General features: G+C 68.7%; 11 protein-coding genes and 4 tRNA genes. 7 read left to right on the top strand and 8 right to left on the bottom strand.

Annotation, left to right across the window (positions count from 1 at the left end; all coding sequences use genetic code 11):
* Position 1 precedes the first annotated feature (1 nt).
* Positions 2-1,465 (top strand): peptide MFS transporter, encoded by a 1,464-nt coding sequence (locus tag ITJ69_RS14075; protein WP_131846848.1) that lies wholly within the window; start codon positions 2-4, stop codon positions 1,463-1,465.
* Positions 1,466-1,646: 181 nt separating this feature from the next.
* Here the strand turns inward: ITJ69_RS14075 and ITJ69_RS14070 are convergent, their stop codons facing one another.
* The 5 genes from ITJ69_RS14070 to ITJ69_RS14050 form a co-directional block, all read right to left on the bottom strand.
* Positions 1,647-1,946: a hypothetical protein gene (locus ITJ69_RS14070; protein WP_194673067.1), complete on the bottom strand. Its 300-nt coding sequence runs from the start codon at positions 1,944-1,946 to the stop codon at positions 1,647-1,649.
* A 363-nt stretch (positions 1,947-2,309) separates the two neighbouring features.
* Positions 2,310-5,675, bottom strand: a complete 3,366-nt coding sequence (locus ITJ69_RS14065) for an ATP-binding protein (RefSeq protein ID WP_194673066.1) — start codon at positions 5,673-5,675, stop codon at positions 2,310-2,312.
* Complete coding sequence (locus ITJ69_RS14060; RefSeq protein WP_194673065.1) at positions 5,672-6,460, bottom strand: DUF4194 domain-containing protein; 789 nt, start codon at positions 6,458-6,460, stop codon at positions 5,672-5,674. The genes ITJ69_RS14065 and ITJ69_RS14060 overlap by 4 nt, the downstream gene beginning before the upstream one ends.
* Positions 6,457-7,986 (bottom strand): DUF3375 family protein, encoded by a 1,530-nt coding sequence (locus ITJ69_RS14055; RefSeq protein ID WP_123938077.1) that lies wholly within the window; start codon positions 7,984-7,986, stop codon positions 6,457-6,459. The genes ITJ69_RS14060 and ITJ69_RS14055 overlap by 4 nt, the downstream gene beginning before the upstream one ends.
* A 100-nt stretch (positions 7,987-8,086) precedes the next feature.
* Positions 8,087-8,159: transfer RNA gene (locus ITJ69_RS14050), tRNA-Val, on the bottom strand.
* Between the two features lie 359 nt (positions 8,160-8,518).
* Between ITJ69_RS14050 and ITJ69_RS14045 the strand changes: the two genes are divergently transcribed.
* The 3 genes from ITJ69_RS14045 to ITJ69_RS14035 all read left to right on the top strand — a co-directional run bounded on the left by ITJ69_RS14045 (position 8,519) and on the right by ITJ69_RS14035 (position 8,869).
* Positions 8,519-8,590, top strand: a tRNA-Gly gene (locus tag ITJ69_RS14045).
* 82 nt (positions 8,591-8,672) lie between these two features.
* A tRNA-Cys gene (locus ITJ69_RS14040) sits at positions 8,673-8,746 on the top strand.
* Between the two features lie 48 nt (positions 8,747-8,794).
* A tRNA-Val gene (locus ITJ69_RS14035) sits at positions 8,795-8,869 on the top strand.
* A gap of 875 nt (positions 8,870-9,744) precedes the next feature.
* On the opposite strand, the gene ITJ69_RS14030 is transcribed toward ITJ69_RS14035, so the two are convergent.
* Positions 9,745-9,858 (bottom strand): hypothetical protein, encoded by a 114-nt coding sequence (locus ITJ69_RS14030; RefSeq protein ID WP_260154805.1) that lies wholly within the window; start codon positions 9,856-9,858, stop codon positions 9,745-9,747.
* 327 nt (positions 9,859-10,185) lie between these two features.
* Between ITJ69_RS14030 and ITJ69_RS14025 the strand changes: the two genes are divergently transcribed.
* On the top strand, positions 10,186-10,764 hold the full coding sequence (locus tag ITJ69_RS14025; RefSeq protein WP_228505728.1) for an NADPH-dependent FMN reductase: 579 nt from the start codon (positions 10,186-10,188) through the stop codon (positions 10,762-10,764).
* A 157-nt stretch (positions 10,765-10,921) separates the two neighbouring features.
* On the opposite strand, the gene ITJ69_RS14020 is transcribed toward ITJ69_RS14025, so the two are convergent.
* Positions 10,922-11,182, bottom strand: coding sequence for a hypothetical protein (locus tag ITJ69_RS14020; RefSeq protein ID WP_194673064.1), 261 nt, complete (start codon positions 11,180-11,182; stop codon positions 10,922-10,924).
* Between the two features lie 78 nt (positions 11,183-11,260).
* Here ITJ69_RS14020 and ITJ69_RS14015 point away from each other — a divergent pair, with 78 nt between their 5' ends.
* Both ITJ69_RS14015 and ITJ69_RS14010 read left to right on the top strand, forming a co-directional pair.
* Positions 11,261-11,476: a hypothetical protein gene (locus ITJ69_RS14015; protein ID WP_194673063.1), complete on the top strand. Its 216-nt coding sequence runs from the start codon at positions 11,261-11,263 to the stop codon at positions 11,474-11,476.
* Between the two features lie 647 nt (positions 11,477-12,123).
* Positions 12,124-12,354 carry a hypothetical protein gene (locus ITJ69_RS14010; RefSeq protein WP_123938073.1) on the top strand — a complete coding sequence of 77 codons (231 nt, stop codon included), beginning with the start codon at positions 12,124-12,126 and terminating at the stop codon, positions 12,352-12,354.
* A gap of 609 nt (positions 12,355-12,963) precedes the next feature.
* Here ITJ69_RS14010 and ITJ69_RS20765 read toward each other — a convergent pair.
* Positions 12,964-13,089 carry a hypothetical protein gene (locus ITJ69_RS20765; protein ID WP_260154802.1) on the bottom strand — a complete coding sequence of 42 codons (126 nt, stop codon included), beginning with the start codon at positions 13,087-13,089 and terminating at the stop codon, positions 12,964-12,966.
* Positions 13,090-13,211 lie beyond the last annotated feature (122 nt).

Raw genomic sequence — 13,211 nt, 5'->3', positions numbered from 1 at the left:
CATGTCAGGCTCCACCACGGGACACGATCCCAAGCCCAAACGCACCTTCTTCGGACAGCCGTTCGAGCTGTCGACGCCCTTCGCGGTGGAGCTCTGGGAGCGGTTCTCGTTCTACGGCATGCAGGGCATCGTCCTGATCTACATGTACTACACGGTCACGCAGGGCGGCCTGGGGATCGACAAGGGCATCGCGACCGGGATCATGGGCGCGTACGGCGGCGCCGTGTACCTGTTCACGATCATCGGCGCGTGGATCGCCGACCGGCTGCTCGGTGCCGACCGCACACTGTTCGGCAGCGCGATCGTCGTCATGCTCGGCCACATCGCCCTGGCGCTCATCCCCGGGGTGGCCGGCGTGGGCGTCGGGCTCGTGCTCATCGCGCTCGGGTCCGGCGGACTCAAGGCGACCGCCACGACGATCGTCGGTGGGCTCTACAGCCGCGACGACCCCCGCCGTGACGCCGGCTTCTCGCTGTACTACCTCGGCGTCAACCTCGGTGCGTTCTTCGGGCCGCTCCTGACCGGGCTGCTGCAGAGCTCGCTCGGCTTCCACTACGGCTTCGGGCTCGCCGCCGTCGGCATGGCAGCCGGCCTGGTCCAGTACGCCATCCGTCGGAAGAACCTGCCCGACACGGTGCGCCACGTCACGAACCCGGTCGACCGCCGACGCCTGCCGCTGATCGGCATCGGGGTCGTCGTCGCCCTGGTCGTGATCGCGGTCGCCGTCCTGACCGGGCTGCTGAACGTCGGCAACCTGCCCACCGTGGTCGTCGCGATCGTGATCCTCGCCACGATCGGGTACTTCGTCGTCATCCTGACGAGCGGCATCACGGCGCAGGAGCGGTCGCGGGTGTTCGCGTTCATCCCGCTCTTCATCGGCAGCGCCGTGTTCTGGTCGCTCTACCAGCAGCAGTTCACCGTCGTCACGGTGTACTCCGACGAGCGACTGAACCGCTCGCTCTTCGGGTGGGAGATGCCGGTCTCGTGGGTGCAGTCGATCAACCCGGTCTTCATCATCGTGCTGTCCGGGGTCTTCGCGGCGCTCTGGACCAAGCTCGGCGACCGCCAGCCGTCGACCCCGACGAAGTTCGGCCTGGGCACCGGCATCATGGGCGTCGCGTTCCTGCTGTTCTTGCCCTTCGTCGGCTCGGGCCAGAACGGCACGCCGCTGCTCGCCCTGGTCGGCATCCTGCTCGTCTTCACGCTCGCCGAGCTGCTGCTGTCACCCGTCGGGCAGTCCGTCGCCACGAAGCTCGCGCCGCCGAAGTTCCAGACGCAGATGGTCGCGCTGTTCTTCCTGTCCGTGTCGCTCGGCACAGCCGTCACCGGGGTGCTGTCGCAGTACTACGACCCGGCGAACGAGGCGCCGTACTTCGCCGTGCTCGGTCTCGTCGCCGTCGCGGTCGGCGTGGTCCTGCTCGTCCTGGCCAAGCCGGTCCTGAAGCTCATGCGCGGTATCCGCTGATCCGTCGCGGCATCCGCTAACCTGAGGGAAGCCACACGGCCGAAGCAACCAAGGAGTCACCCCATGCTCGAACTCATCGCCGGCATCATCATCGGCATCGGCGTCCTCGGTGGTGTGGGCTGCTGCATGGCGGTCGCCGCCATGATGAAGAGCGGCTCCGAAGAGTACTGAGCCCGCTGGGCTACTCGCCGCTGCCGGTCGTGATCGGCACCAACTGACGACTCAGGACGGTCGCGCGCTCGAATGGGCCGCGGCCGTCCTTCGTGTACACGGGCTCCTCGAACGCGACGGTCCACGACAGCGGTTCGCCGACGCCGGGGTAGCCGACGATCTGGTTGCCACCGGGAGCCACGATCACACCGATCGGCTCGTCGGCCCACCGCTCGCCGACCTCCGCGGAGTCGATGACCTGCACGAGCGCACCGATGCCGAGGCCGGGGGCGTCGTCGGGGCGGGGCTTGGGGGAGCGGCGTCCGAACACGGCATCACCGTAGCGGCGAGTGGTCAAGGATCGTCTGTGCGGCGCCTGTCGACACGCTGACGAAGCACCCGCCGGGTGGCCACGACATCCCGTCGGCCGTGCTCCGAGTGGTCGCAGGCCGTCGGCGGCGGCGCCGCCAGGCGACGCATCGTGACCAGTGCGCGAAGGTGAGCAGGGTGTTGCGACCGGCGGACGAGCGGCCGGGACGCCCGTGGCGGGCCCGCACCGCGCCTCCAGGCCGCCGTCGGCCGTTCCCACAGCGTGTGCCGGGTGGTCAGGACACGCCGCCTGCCGCGCGTCGAGTGGTCACCAACTGTCGGCGGCGCCGCCGCCATCCGACAGTTCGTGACCTCTCGGCAAGCGTCAGGCGTCGGCGGGGACCCGGGCGATCTCGGTGATGGACGAGTGACCGGTCTCGGGGTGCTTGCGCATCGAGAGCAGCCGCTCCATCGAGGGCTCGAGCGCCGTGACCTTGTCGAGCGGCGCACTCACCACCAGCTGGAAACCGAGCCGGAGCCACGCGGTGACCGCACGACCGGCGAACTCCGAGTCCGCCTTGATGAACGCCTCGTCGAGGAACACCGGGGCGAACCGCGGCCGGGGCCGGGTCTCGTCGCCGAGCTGGTAGCGGAGCGCCGCACCGACGATGAACGCCACGAGCTCCTGCGTCTCTCCACCGGACTTGTCACCGAGCGACGAGTACACACCGAGGTCGTTGCCCGACGTGTCGTAGCGGACCGCCGTGATCTCCATGTGCCGCCGGACGTCGAGCACGGCGTCGCGCTGGGTGGTGCGGCCACGGGCAGCGTCGGGGTCGGGGCGGATGACGGCCATGAAGCGCCGGAGCCGGCGGAACCGGGTCTCGAGCACGTCGTCGGTCAGCTCGGCGTCGACCGAGGCGGACAGGGCGCGGAGCTCGCGGCGGAACGCGGTGACGTCCTCGCGGGTGACCCGCCGGATCTGGATCTTCAGGCGGTCGCGGTTCGCGCCGAACGGCAGGTCCCGCAGGATCTCGTTGACGGGTTCGAGGCGCTCCTCGATCTCGACGACGGCCCGGTCGAAGGCTCCGGCGAGCGGCACGAGGTCCTCGCCGCTCCACTGCGACAGCCGGCGACGCCACTCGGTGCGGCGGGCGTGCAGGCCGGTCGCGACGATCTGGTCGAGGATGGCGTGGTAGTCCGGGTACGACGCGACGCCGGTGCCGAGGTTCGGGTCCGCCCAGGCGTCCTGGTACCGCTGGAACGTGAGCGTCAACGACGTCGAGGCCGCTGCGGCACCGTCGAGTGCCTGCGACAGCCGCTCCTCGAGGCGCCGTCGGAGCCGTCGGGTGGCGTCGTCGAAACCGTCCACACCGTCCGGTGCACCGACCTCGGCGAACGTCTCGGCGAGGAGTCGCGACTGCTCGTCGTCGGGCAACGACTCGGGGGTGTCGTCAAAACGCGACAGGATCTCGGCGGCGGCGTCCTGGCCGTCCACGAGCACGGCGTGCCGCTCCTCGAGGCGCTGCACGGAGAGCCGTGCAGCGGAGCGGCGGTCCGCGGTCTCGTCGAGCGACTTCCGCAGGCGGGCGACCGAGGCGCGCAGGGTCCGGAGGCCGTCGTCGGCGGCGAGGAGTGCCTGCCGTTCCTCGTCGAGGCGTGCCAGCGAGGTCTCGACGCCCTGGACGTCGATGGCGTCCCACGTCACGTCGACCACGTGCTGGTGCGCGGCGCGGAGGACGTCGAGCGCGGTGAGGTCCTGTGCGACGTCGGTGCGACGGGCCTCGAGCGTGGCGAGGTCCTGCGCGATCGACGCGAGCTCCTGCTCGACGGCGGCGACGCGGGCCTCGTTCGTGAAGCCGATGACGTTCGCCTGGCGGCGGTCACCGTGCGCACCACGCCGGCCGTCGCGGAGCTGGCCGGACTCGGTCACGCGCCGGCCACCACCACCGAGCTCCGAGGCGTCGGTGACGCAACGGGCGTCGGTGCGGTCCGACTCGATCCGCTCCCGCACCCAGGTGCTGAACGGCGAGTGCTTGATGGCGAGCTTGCCGGAGACCATCGCGGGATCGCCGTCGAGGTCCAGGTGTGGTCCGGTCGGTACGCCCTCGAACTGCACGCGGACGGGCAGGCGGAGCGCGTCGATCGCCTCACTGAACGCGCCGAGGCGGTCCTGGTCGACCAGCAGGGTGCGGGCGACGGGGGCCAGCACGGACTCGATCGCCGTGCGCCAGCGCTCTTCGCCGGGCTGCACGTCGAGCAGTTCGGCGACGAACGGCAGGTCGGCGGGGTCGATGCCGGCGGCCCGGGCCATCGCGAGCCGGGCCTCGTGCATCGGCAGGGGCATCGCGCCCTGACGGTGCTCGAGCGACTGCCGCTCCTGGCGCAGCGAGCGCTCCCGGTCGAGCAGCGGGTACTCCTCGCGCGTCAGGGCGTCGCGGCGGTCGTCCAACGACGAGCGCGAAGCAGCGTAGGAACCGAGGAACTCGTGCGAGCTGCGCTGCGCGGCAGTGAAGTCGGCCTCGGTCGCGACGGACGTGCCGAGCACCGCTGTGCGCTCGTCGAACGTCGCCCGGGTCCGGACCACCGCGTCGCGCTCACGGGTGAGTCGCTCGATGCGGTCCTCGAGCTGGGCGAGCGCGTTGCCGCCCTGGTCGCGCAGCCGCGCCTCGGCGTCACGCAGCTCGATCTCCACGGCGGCGTGCCGGGCCTCGGCGGCGGCGACCTCGGCGCGGGAGGCGGTACGCTCCCGGCCGTTGCGGTCCACCTCGGCGTCGAGCAGGTCCCGCTTCCGCGAGGCCGTCCAGTGCGCGAACGGGGAGACCTCGGCGCCGGTGGCGATGCCGTCCAGGGCCTCGGCCGCGGCCTTCGAGCGTTCGATCTCGTCGTGCAGGTCGGTGATCGGGGAGAGGATGCGGACCTTGCGCTCCTCGGTGTCCATCGCCTCGTACGCCTCGTCGAGCGCGGAGAAGTGCGCGAGGGCGCGGTCGGCCGCCTCGTAGGTGCCCGGGGTCTCGAGCACGAGCGACTTGTACAGCGCGTCGACGGTCGGCAGGTGCTGCCCGGCCTGGATGCGCGCGAGCAGGCGCATCGCCCGGTTCCCGCCGCCGGAGTCGCCGATGCCGAGCCGGGTCTGCAGCGTGTACGCGAGCTCCTGGTAGGTGTCGCGGATCACCAGCCCCGGTACGCGTCCGGTCAGCTCGAGGTGGTGGAAGCGGGTCGGCACGAACTCCTCGAGCCGACGCAGGTCGAAGGTGTCGTCGACCGTCGCCATGGTCATCTGGATGTCGCCGACGCCCCGCGCACGCCTCGGCACGATGTACGCCCGCAGCACCGTGAAGCGCCGCTCGTCGTCGTTCCGGAACGTGACCGCGGCCGCACCCCAGGTGGTCTGGTCGTCGCCGCGCAGGTTGACGTCGCGCAGGGCACCGGACTCGGGGTCACGGCGGGTGTCGACCTTGCCCCGCAGGTACGTGAGCAGGTTGCGCTGGTCGGCGCTGCGCGCGCGACCCGTCGTGGCGTCGTTCGAGGCGCCGTTGAACGGCACGTCGGACGGCATCATCACGGCCAGGTACGCGTCCATCAGCGTGGACTTGCCGGTGCCGGACGCGCCGGAGATGAGCGTCGCGGTGCCGGACAGCTCGACCTGCCGGTGGCCGTGGAACCCGCCCCAGTTCACGACCTGCATCGACTCGGCGCGCCACTGCGCGACCGTGTCGAACAGCGCGGGGATCTGGAAGGTGTCGGTCATGCTTCCGTCTCGCCGTCGTCATCGGTGTCGGTCTCGGCTTCGCCGTCTGCCGGGAGGCCCGTGGCGGCTCCGTCGGTCGGCTCGCCGCCCTGGTCGGTCGCGTCTTCGTGCGCGGTGGTGGTCCGCAGCCACGTGTCCAGTTCCAGCAGGCGCTCCAGGGGGAGCAGCACCTCGACGACGCTCGCCACCCGGAAGCGGTCCGGGTCCGAGGTGCGGATGAGGATGCGTGCCGTCACGAGGCGCTCGACGGCCTTCGCCACCCGGCCTTCGTCGCGCGTGCGGTCGGTCGCGGTCGCTGGTCGGAAGCCGGCGACGTGCCCGAGGATCTCCGCGCGGTCGACGACCACCTGGTCCGGACCAGGTCGGGCGTCGGCGCGCAGGCGCATCCGCAGGTAGACGAGGACGATCGTCTCCTCGCGGGTGTACGGCAGGTCGCGCAGCAACGTCGGGAACGTGCGGCGCTGGCTCTCCGAACGGGCCTGGCGCTTCCACGCGACCTCGCGGTCACGGTCGACGTGCAGCTCGAGGAACAGGTCGTTCAGACGCGACCGCAACTGGTACTCGGCGTCGAGCACCGCACGCCACTCGTCGGGGTGCGTCCGGGAGCTGACGTACGAGTGCCGGAGCAGCGCCACCAGCGCGCGGCGCTGGTGCTCGTCGAGCCGGCCCTCGTCGCCCTCGAAGAGGGCGAAGCTGGACTCGTCGCGTTCGTCGTCCTGCACGACCGTTGCGGGGTCGTCGTACGGGACGGTCTCGTCGACCGGTGCCGGCGTCGTGTCGCTCACCGTGCCTCCTGTGCGTTGTCGTCGTGGGGATCGCCGACCGGCGCGTGCTCGGCAGCGAGCGCAGCGGTGGGCATGTGGAAGGTGACCGGGCTGCCGTCCGGGCGCACCGTGCGGTGCTCGGCGACGTGCGCGGCGGACTCGAAGTCGTCGCGTCCGGTGAGCAGGTGGGCGAGGCCGAACAGCTCGACCGGTCGACGTTGCTCTGGCGGCAGCCCGTGGAAGGCGTCGACGCTCGAGTCGGCCTCGGCGAACCGGAGCGCGGCGCGCAGCTCGGTCAGGAGCGGTCCGCCGTGCTTGCGGAGCATCTCGACGTCGAGGTCCTCGAAGACGTCGTCGTCGGGTTCCTCGATGGGTGGCGGCACCGACTCGGCGTCCGGGTCGTAGAAGCGCTCGCGCAGGGTGCCGACCTCGGCCGCCGCCGGCAGCAGGGGGAGCGGGATGCGGTCGCGCGCACCGCCCTGGTCCATCAGCGTCGCCAGGCCGCGGTTGATCGAGCGGATCACGGCGTCGAGCTCACGGTCGCGGACCACGTCGTGGGCGACGATCTGGTCGCGCAGGGTCGCGGTGAGCTGACGCCGCTGGGCGAGGACGTCCTCGATGCCCTGGCGGAGGATCGTCACGGTGTTGCGGAACGCGCGACGCTCACCGGCTCCGAGGCCGTCGGCGAACGAGTGGGACAGGATCGTCGCGATGTCGTCGCGCAGGCGGAGCAGCAGGGCGTCGTCGCGCAGCAGCTCGAAGGCGCCCTCGAACGCGCGGCCCTCGGGCGTCGCCTGCATCAGGTTGTCGGTGCGCGCGAGGTAGTCGTCGAGGATCTCGCCGATCGGGCGGACCTCTTGTCGGAAGTCCTCGACGATCGAGCGGTGCATCGTCGCGACGGCCTCTTCGACGCGCTTGAAGTCGCTCGGCAGCTGCCGGATCAGGTCGGAGATGTTCGTGTACCCGTCGCGCATCCGGTCGTCCTCGACGGTGACGACGTCGTCGCCGTGCTCGAGGCGCTCACGCTCGGCCCGCAGTTCGGCGATCTGGGCGTCGATGCGGCGGATCTGCACGTCGGGGTCCGGCTCGGCACGGGCGGCCCAGCGGTGCACGGCGTCGACGATCATCGCGAGGCGGCTCTCGCTGATCAATGCGCGGTCGGCCGACAGGGCGTCGACGAGGCTCAGGGCCTCGAGCGCGTGACTCGTCAGGGAGTACTGCTCGTCGCCGTCGGGGGAGTTGGAGCGGACCAGCCACTGGGCCGCCACCCACTCACGGCAGAGGGCACGGCCGTTCGGTCGGGGGTCCTGCTCGCTCTGCTCGTGCTGTTCGCTCGCCGGCACGCGTGCACCCGATGCCTGCAGGCGCGCGACGTGCTCCTCGACCTGCAGGTGCATACGGTCGGCGGGGACGTACTGGACGTCGCGGTCGAACACCGTGCGGAACACGGCGAGGACCGTCGCGCTCGTCGGGCGGGACATGAGGCGCAGGGTCGGACGGTCGAGGACCGCTCGGACCCGGGCGAACTCGAGGTCGACGTCGGTCATGCGCCCCTTCGTCCGATCGTGCTGGTGGTGTGGCCCGCGTACTGCGGCCGGGTGAGATGACAAGAGCCCGACGCTGCTGCGTCGGGCTCTGTCTCAAGGGTGGGCGATACCAGACTCGAACTGATGACCTCTTCGGTGTGAACGAAGCGCGCTACCAACTGCGCCAATCGCCCCCTGCACTGTTCGTGCGAGTCGATAGTAGCGGAAGTCCGGCGGTGCATCGAACACGGCGCGCGCCCCGGGTGTGGCGCGCTGCGCGTGTGCAGCGGCGCACCGTGCGGCGTTGGGGCACGTTCGCACGGTGCGGCATTGGCGCCTCCGTGCGAGCTTGACCGCATGGTGCGGGCCTGAAAGCAGGCACGGAGCACGCAACTGCGCACCACATGGCGAAGACTGCGCCGTGCGAGGGGGCTCGAACCGGCCGAATCCGCATGAACTCGGGGGACACGCCCGGTGAACGGGATGGATTTTGGTGGATGACCCTGGGTTCGTATAGAGTTTACGTCGTCGCCGCGACAGCGGAAAGACAAATGCGGATGTGGCGCAGTGGTAGCGCATCACCTTGCCAAGGTGAGGGTCGCGAGTTCGAATCTCGTCATCCGCTCGAGTGTGGGGCTTTTCGAAGCCCTGCGACTCACCAGAGGGTATCCCACCGTTCGGGTACTCACGGAGACGTGAACCTCGATGGTGGGGTGGCCGAGAGGCTAGGCAGCGGCCTGCAAAGCCGTCCACGCGGGTTCGAATCCCGTCCCCACCTCCAGCAACACCCTCCAGATCCTGTGCGAACTCCGGTTCAGACAGGGAATCTGGGCGATTGGCGCAGCGGTAGCGCGCTTCCCTGACACGGAAGAGGTCACTGGTTCGATCCCAGTATCGCCCACCACCGAGAAGCCCCCGGCAGGACCATCAGGTCCGGCCGGGGGTTTTCGTGTTCCTGCGGCCACGTCCTCTGGTTCACACAGGACACTCGGCACGGATCTGGCACGTTCTGCTGTCCCACCGCATCGGAACCGCGCTGTCCCTCCGCGCGTCGCTCTCGCCCGATAGCCTCCTCCGCGTGAGCATCTCCGACTTCGACGTCGAGCCCAGAACCGGGTCGCGCTCCGGGGCGGTCTTGCTTGGAATCGCGAGCGCAATCGCCGGAGTTCTCGCGATCATCGGGTGGCCGTTGCCTGTCATCTCGTCGACACATGGCCGAGGTCAGCATGCTTGGGCACGGACCATCCGTGGGGTCCAAGACTGGTTCGCACACGACGGCTGGCGGATGTCCGGAGCATCGTGAATCTACGGTGCTTTCGCGGTCGTCGCCGCGGCCTCCTTGGTCGTTCTGCTTCATCCTGCTTGGAGCGGCCGCCGCGCCTTGCTCATCGTCGTCGTACCGGCCGGAGCGCTACTCGTAGCGGGCCCTGCACTGCAATGGACTCTCGGACTGCCCTGGTCAAACTACGGAAGCGAGTCGACCGGCGACACGGCCATTGGCATCATCGCGACGGTTGTGTGCGGCGCCGTGCTCATGGGCTTCCGTCGGGCAACGAGGCGTAGGGCCCGACGTGACACAGATCAGGGGACGCGCGCTCACTGACCTGGTGAGCCAGCGGACGGCCTCGTGAGGGGCTGCGGAATTGCCTGGCCACCATGCGCCGTCGGCGCGAAGACCACAACGGTCGCAAGAAGGGACCCAGGGCTGACGTCGTTGTACTCGTCGCAGCACCTGCAGCATGCATGTCCCGATGACCGATGCGCTACTGCGACAGGGTTTCATTCCTGGAACGTGGTTCGGTACGCGGTGGGGAAGGCGCCGACGATGCTGCCGAAGTGGCGGCGGAGGTTTGCGTCGGATCGCAGCCCGGTCGCTTCGGCGATCTGGGTCATGGTGAAGTCGGTGCGTTCGAGGAGTTCTCTGGCCAGGTCGATCCTGGCGCGGAGGACCCACTACATCGGGGTGACGCCGGTGTCGGCCGTGAACCGGCGTGAGAACGTCCGCGCCGACACGTTCGCTTGGCGTGCAAGGGCGGCGAGGAGAGATCGTACTGGAGGCGGTCGAGTGCCCAGGCTCGCCGCTTTGCGAGAGTCGCGGACGTCTTTGTCGGTCACACGATCAGCCAATCGGACTCGGTCCTGCGGCACCAGCGAGCGTCGTGACACCGGCCGTACAGATCGCGCCAGTTCGACCTGCGAACAACTCGGTACCGTGACCTGATGGTCTCCCTGCGCCTGCCCGTCATTTCATGCAGCCTCGACCCCGCCAGCTGCAGTCGCCGTCTCGCCGAGCAATCGGCAGCCCTCCTGACCGCGACGGGACACCGATCCGACGTCATTGACCTCGCATCGGTCGCGTTGCCGGCTTTCGACAACGACCGGGTGTTCGACAGTGATGCGTTCGGCGCGCTCCACAGTCTCGTCCGTGAGGCTGACGGGGTGGTGCTGGCGTTCCCGATTTACAACTGGGCTCCGTCGTCCACCGTTAAATCGCTCATCGAGGCCACAGGCGCGACCGGCGACGGCCGTTGTGCGGCTTGGTTCGACAAAGTGGTCACTTTCGTGTGCGCTGCCGGTCTGCCACACAGTTACATGGCGACCGGCGCGCTCACACAGTCCCTGATGTTGGACTTCAAATGCGTGGTGAACCCGTACACGGCGTACTTCTCGGAGCGGGACTGGGAAGCAGACACGCTCAGCGAGGACCGGGCCGCCCGCCTGAGCAAGACCATGACGGTGCACGCTGAGCTCGCGAGTCTGCTCAGCGGCAGAACCTACCGGTCGGACTGGGAGGTGTGAGCCTGCCAATTCGGTGTTCGGTGAGCGATCGCTCATCGGGACGCGGATTGGGGTGTGCGCCGGCGGAGAGTGGCGACGAGGAAGCGACAACCAGCGCGGCCGGTAGCCGATCGCCGATCGCCGATCGGACACTCCCATCGGCTCAGGATTGTTCCGTTCACTCACCGTCGGATCGGGCGGACCCGTGCAGTGCGAAGCCAATCGCACCAACGATCGCGGCCACGAATCCCATCGCGCTGATGACCAGCCCTCCGGCCATGAGCCCGACGTACCCGACGCCGCCGCCGATGAGCGCAATGACGAGTCCTGCGGCCAGAGCCCCCGCGTCGATTGCAAGGCCGAGCACACGAGGCGGCAGGCGGGACAACATGCTTGCATTCAACCCTCCACTCGCGGCGTCCGGCAGCTGATCGGCCAACGGAACTCGTCGAGGCGTGAAGCCGCACAAGTTCGCCGAGGCCACTTTGCCTGTCGTCGCCGGAACTACGCTCACGTCGTGAGCGATGTTGACGAACCTGACGACCCCATCCCAAAGACATGGACAACGCGCTATCGAATCCCCATTGCAGTCGGCACCGGGTTCTTGACCGCGCTGTGCTTCTGGCTGCTGTTCACCGGTGGCACGACCGCGAAGTGGATCGGCGGGGTCGGGTTGGCCGCCCTCGTCGTCTGGGTGTTCGTGTTTCAAACGCTCTACCGCCGCGGCTACTGACCCATCCGCGGCGGCGTCGCGTCACCGTCCCGCTGACCGAGCGGCTATCGACACGTTGCTGGATCGTGACCGTTGAGCGCTTCCATATCGGCCATGCTCATCTCGTGGACAAGCGTCAGATCATCGGGGCAGGGCTCGCGCTCGTCGTTGTGGCGCTCCTCGCAGCCTGCAGTGGCACCCCCGCTGATCCCGTCGACGCCGCTCGGAAACTCGACGGAGCACCGAGCTGGGTACACGTACCGACGGGGAAGGACTGCGGGCAGGTGGAAGTTCACGGGAACGGTGAACTGCCAGGAGAGGCACTGCGGTGCCTCGATCAGGTTGCACGTCACGGACGAACTGCCACCCTTACCTGGATCCAGCGAACAACCGAAGGCGATCCCGTCCCGTTCTTCGCGCAAGTGAATGGCACCGCAGTCAAGGTCGCTTCCACATCTGCATACGACTCCTACGGTCAGAGCGGTTGGACCGTACATAGCTGCGCGGAATTCCTAGCACTGCCAGCGTGTAAGTAGAGCCGGTCAACGCCGCGAACGCCCGGCGAAGGATCCGCCAGCAGGGCGGGCCGGAGCTGCTTCCATCGCTTGCCTTGGCTAGGCGTCGACGCTCTCAGCAGCGCGGCGGATCCATCGGCCATGCTCGGATGCATGCAGCGGTTGTGGGCTTGGATTTCGGCTTTCCTGGGCCTGGTCATCCTGGCCGTCGACTACGTCGACGGCGCGATCCTCGGGACCTGGTTCGACGAGCATGCTGTTTTTGATGCCCCGGACGTCATCGGCGAATTCTTCATCGCCGGCCTCGGTCTCGTCCTCCTTGTCGGCGGTGTGCTCACCGCCGTGCTCCCTCGGCGTCCCGCAGACCACTCGAGCGCCCCTTAGCAGATCGGCTATCGAGCCGGCGAGGCGCTGTTGATGGTAAGCAGACGCATGCGCATCCGCCCTTGGACTCTCACGCTCCTGATCGTGCTCGCGGCTTGCGGAGTTGGGCTCTTCGTGTTGCCACCAGGTGTACCGACAAAAATCATCGGAGCAGCGTGCGTCGTTATGGCGTTCGTGGTGTTGATCTCTTCTGAACGAGCTGGTCGGTCAGGCCGCTGACAGCACCGGCAGGTCATCGCTCGGTGCCCGCTAATCGATCCTTCAGCGGACCGGCGTCCTACTGACCGCCACGATCACTGCGACGACCCCGCACACGGCGATGATGACCCCACCGCACCGAGGAATGGGCCCGTGTCGGTGAATCCAACGACAGCCATGGCGACTCCTGCCACAAACAGGATGAATCCGGCTACGACCAGCGTCGTCTTGGAATGTTGAGAAGCATTCGGGTTGCTCATGGCCCTCAACATAGCTCCCAGGGTCGGCAACCGACCGTCCCGATGACCGGTGGCTCAACGAACGCCGCCCAGCCCGCGTGGCTTCGCCCGGTGGAGGGTCGCGAAACGCGACAGCTTCACCGTCAGCCCGTCGTCGACCACGGTCCACTGGTCAGGTCGCGATGGCGGAGGACTGGGTCGCGAGAGCCCACACGATCACAACGATGATGGCGACGAAAGCGGCTACGCAACCGATGATTGCCGCCAGCCGGTCAGCCCGGCGTTCTTCGTCGCTCATGATCCCACTTTGTACCGGATGTGAGGCACGGGAGGTTCGATGACGGATCGTCCTCCGGACACCGTCAGACTCGCGCAACACGCCGCCTGTGAGCGGGGTCGTTCGGTGTCGTCGTTTCCGCA

The organism is Curtobacterium sp. VKM Ac-2887, assembly GCF_015350935.1.
Taxonomy (GTDB): domain Bacteria; phylum Actinomycetota; class Actinomycetes; order Actinomycetales; family Microbacteriaceae; genus Curtobacterium.
This window is presented reverse-complemented; position numbering and strand designations above follow the sequence as displayed.

Bases quoted from the DNA above. Each gene is read 5' to 3' on its own strand.
- ITJ69_RS14075 (WP_131846848.1), top strand. From the start codon at position 2: ATGTCAGGCTCCACCACGGGACACGATCCCAAGCCCAAACGCACCTTC.
- ITJ69_RS14065 (WP_194673066.1), bottom strand. From the start codon at position 5,675: ATGACCGACACCTTCCAGATCCCCGCGCTGTTCGACACGGTCGCGCAG.
- ITJ69_RS14055 (WP_123938077.1), bottom strand. From the start codon at position 7,986: ATGACCGACGTCGACCTCGAGTTCGCCCGGGTCCGAGCGGTCCTCGAC.
- ITJ69_RS14030 (WP_260154805.1), bottom strand. From the start codon at position 9,858: ATGACCCAGATCGCCGAAGCGACCGGGCTGCGATCCGACGCAAACCTC.
- ITJ69_RS14025 (WP_228505728.1), top strand. From the start codon at position 10,186: ATGGTCTCCCTGCGCCTGCCCGTCATTTCATGCAGCCTCGACCCCGCC.
- ITJ69_RS14010 (WP_123938073.1), top strand. From the start codon at position 12,124: ATGCAGCGGTTGTGGGCTTGGATTTCGGCTTTCCTGGGCCTGGTCATC.
- ITJ69_RS20765 (WP_260154802.1), bottom strand. From the start codon at position 13,089: ATGAGCGACGAAGAACGCCGGGCTGACCGGCTGGCGGCAATCATCGGT.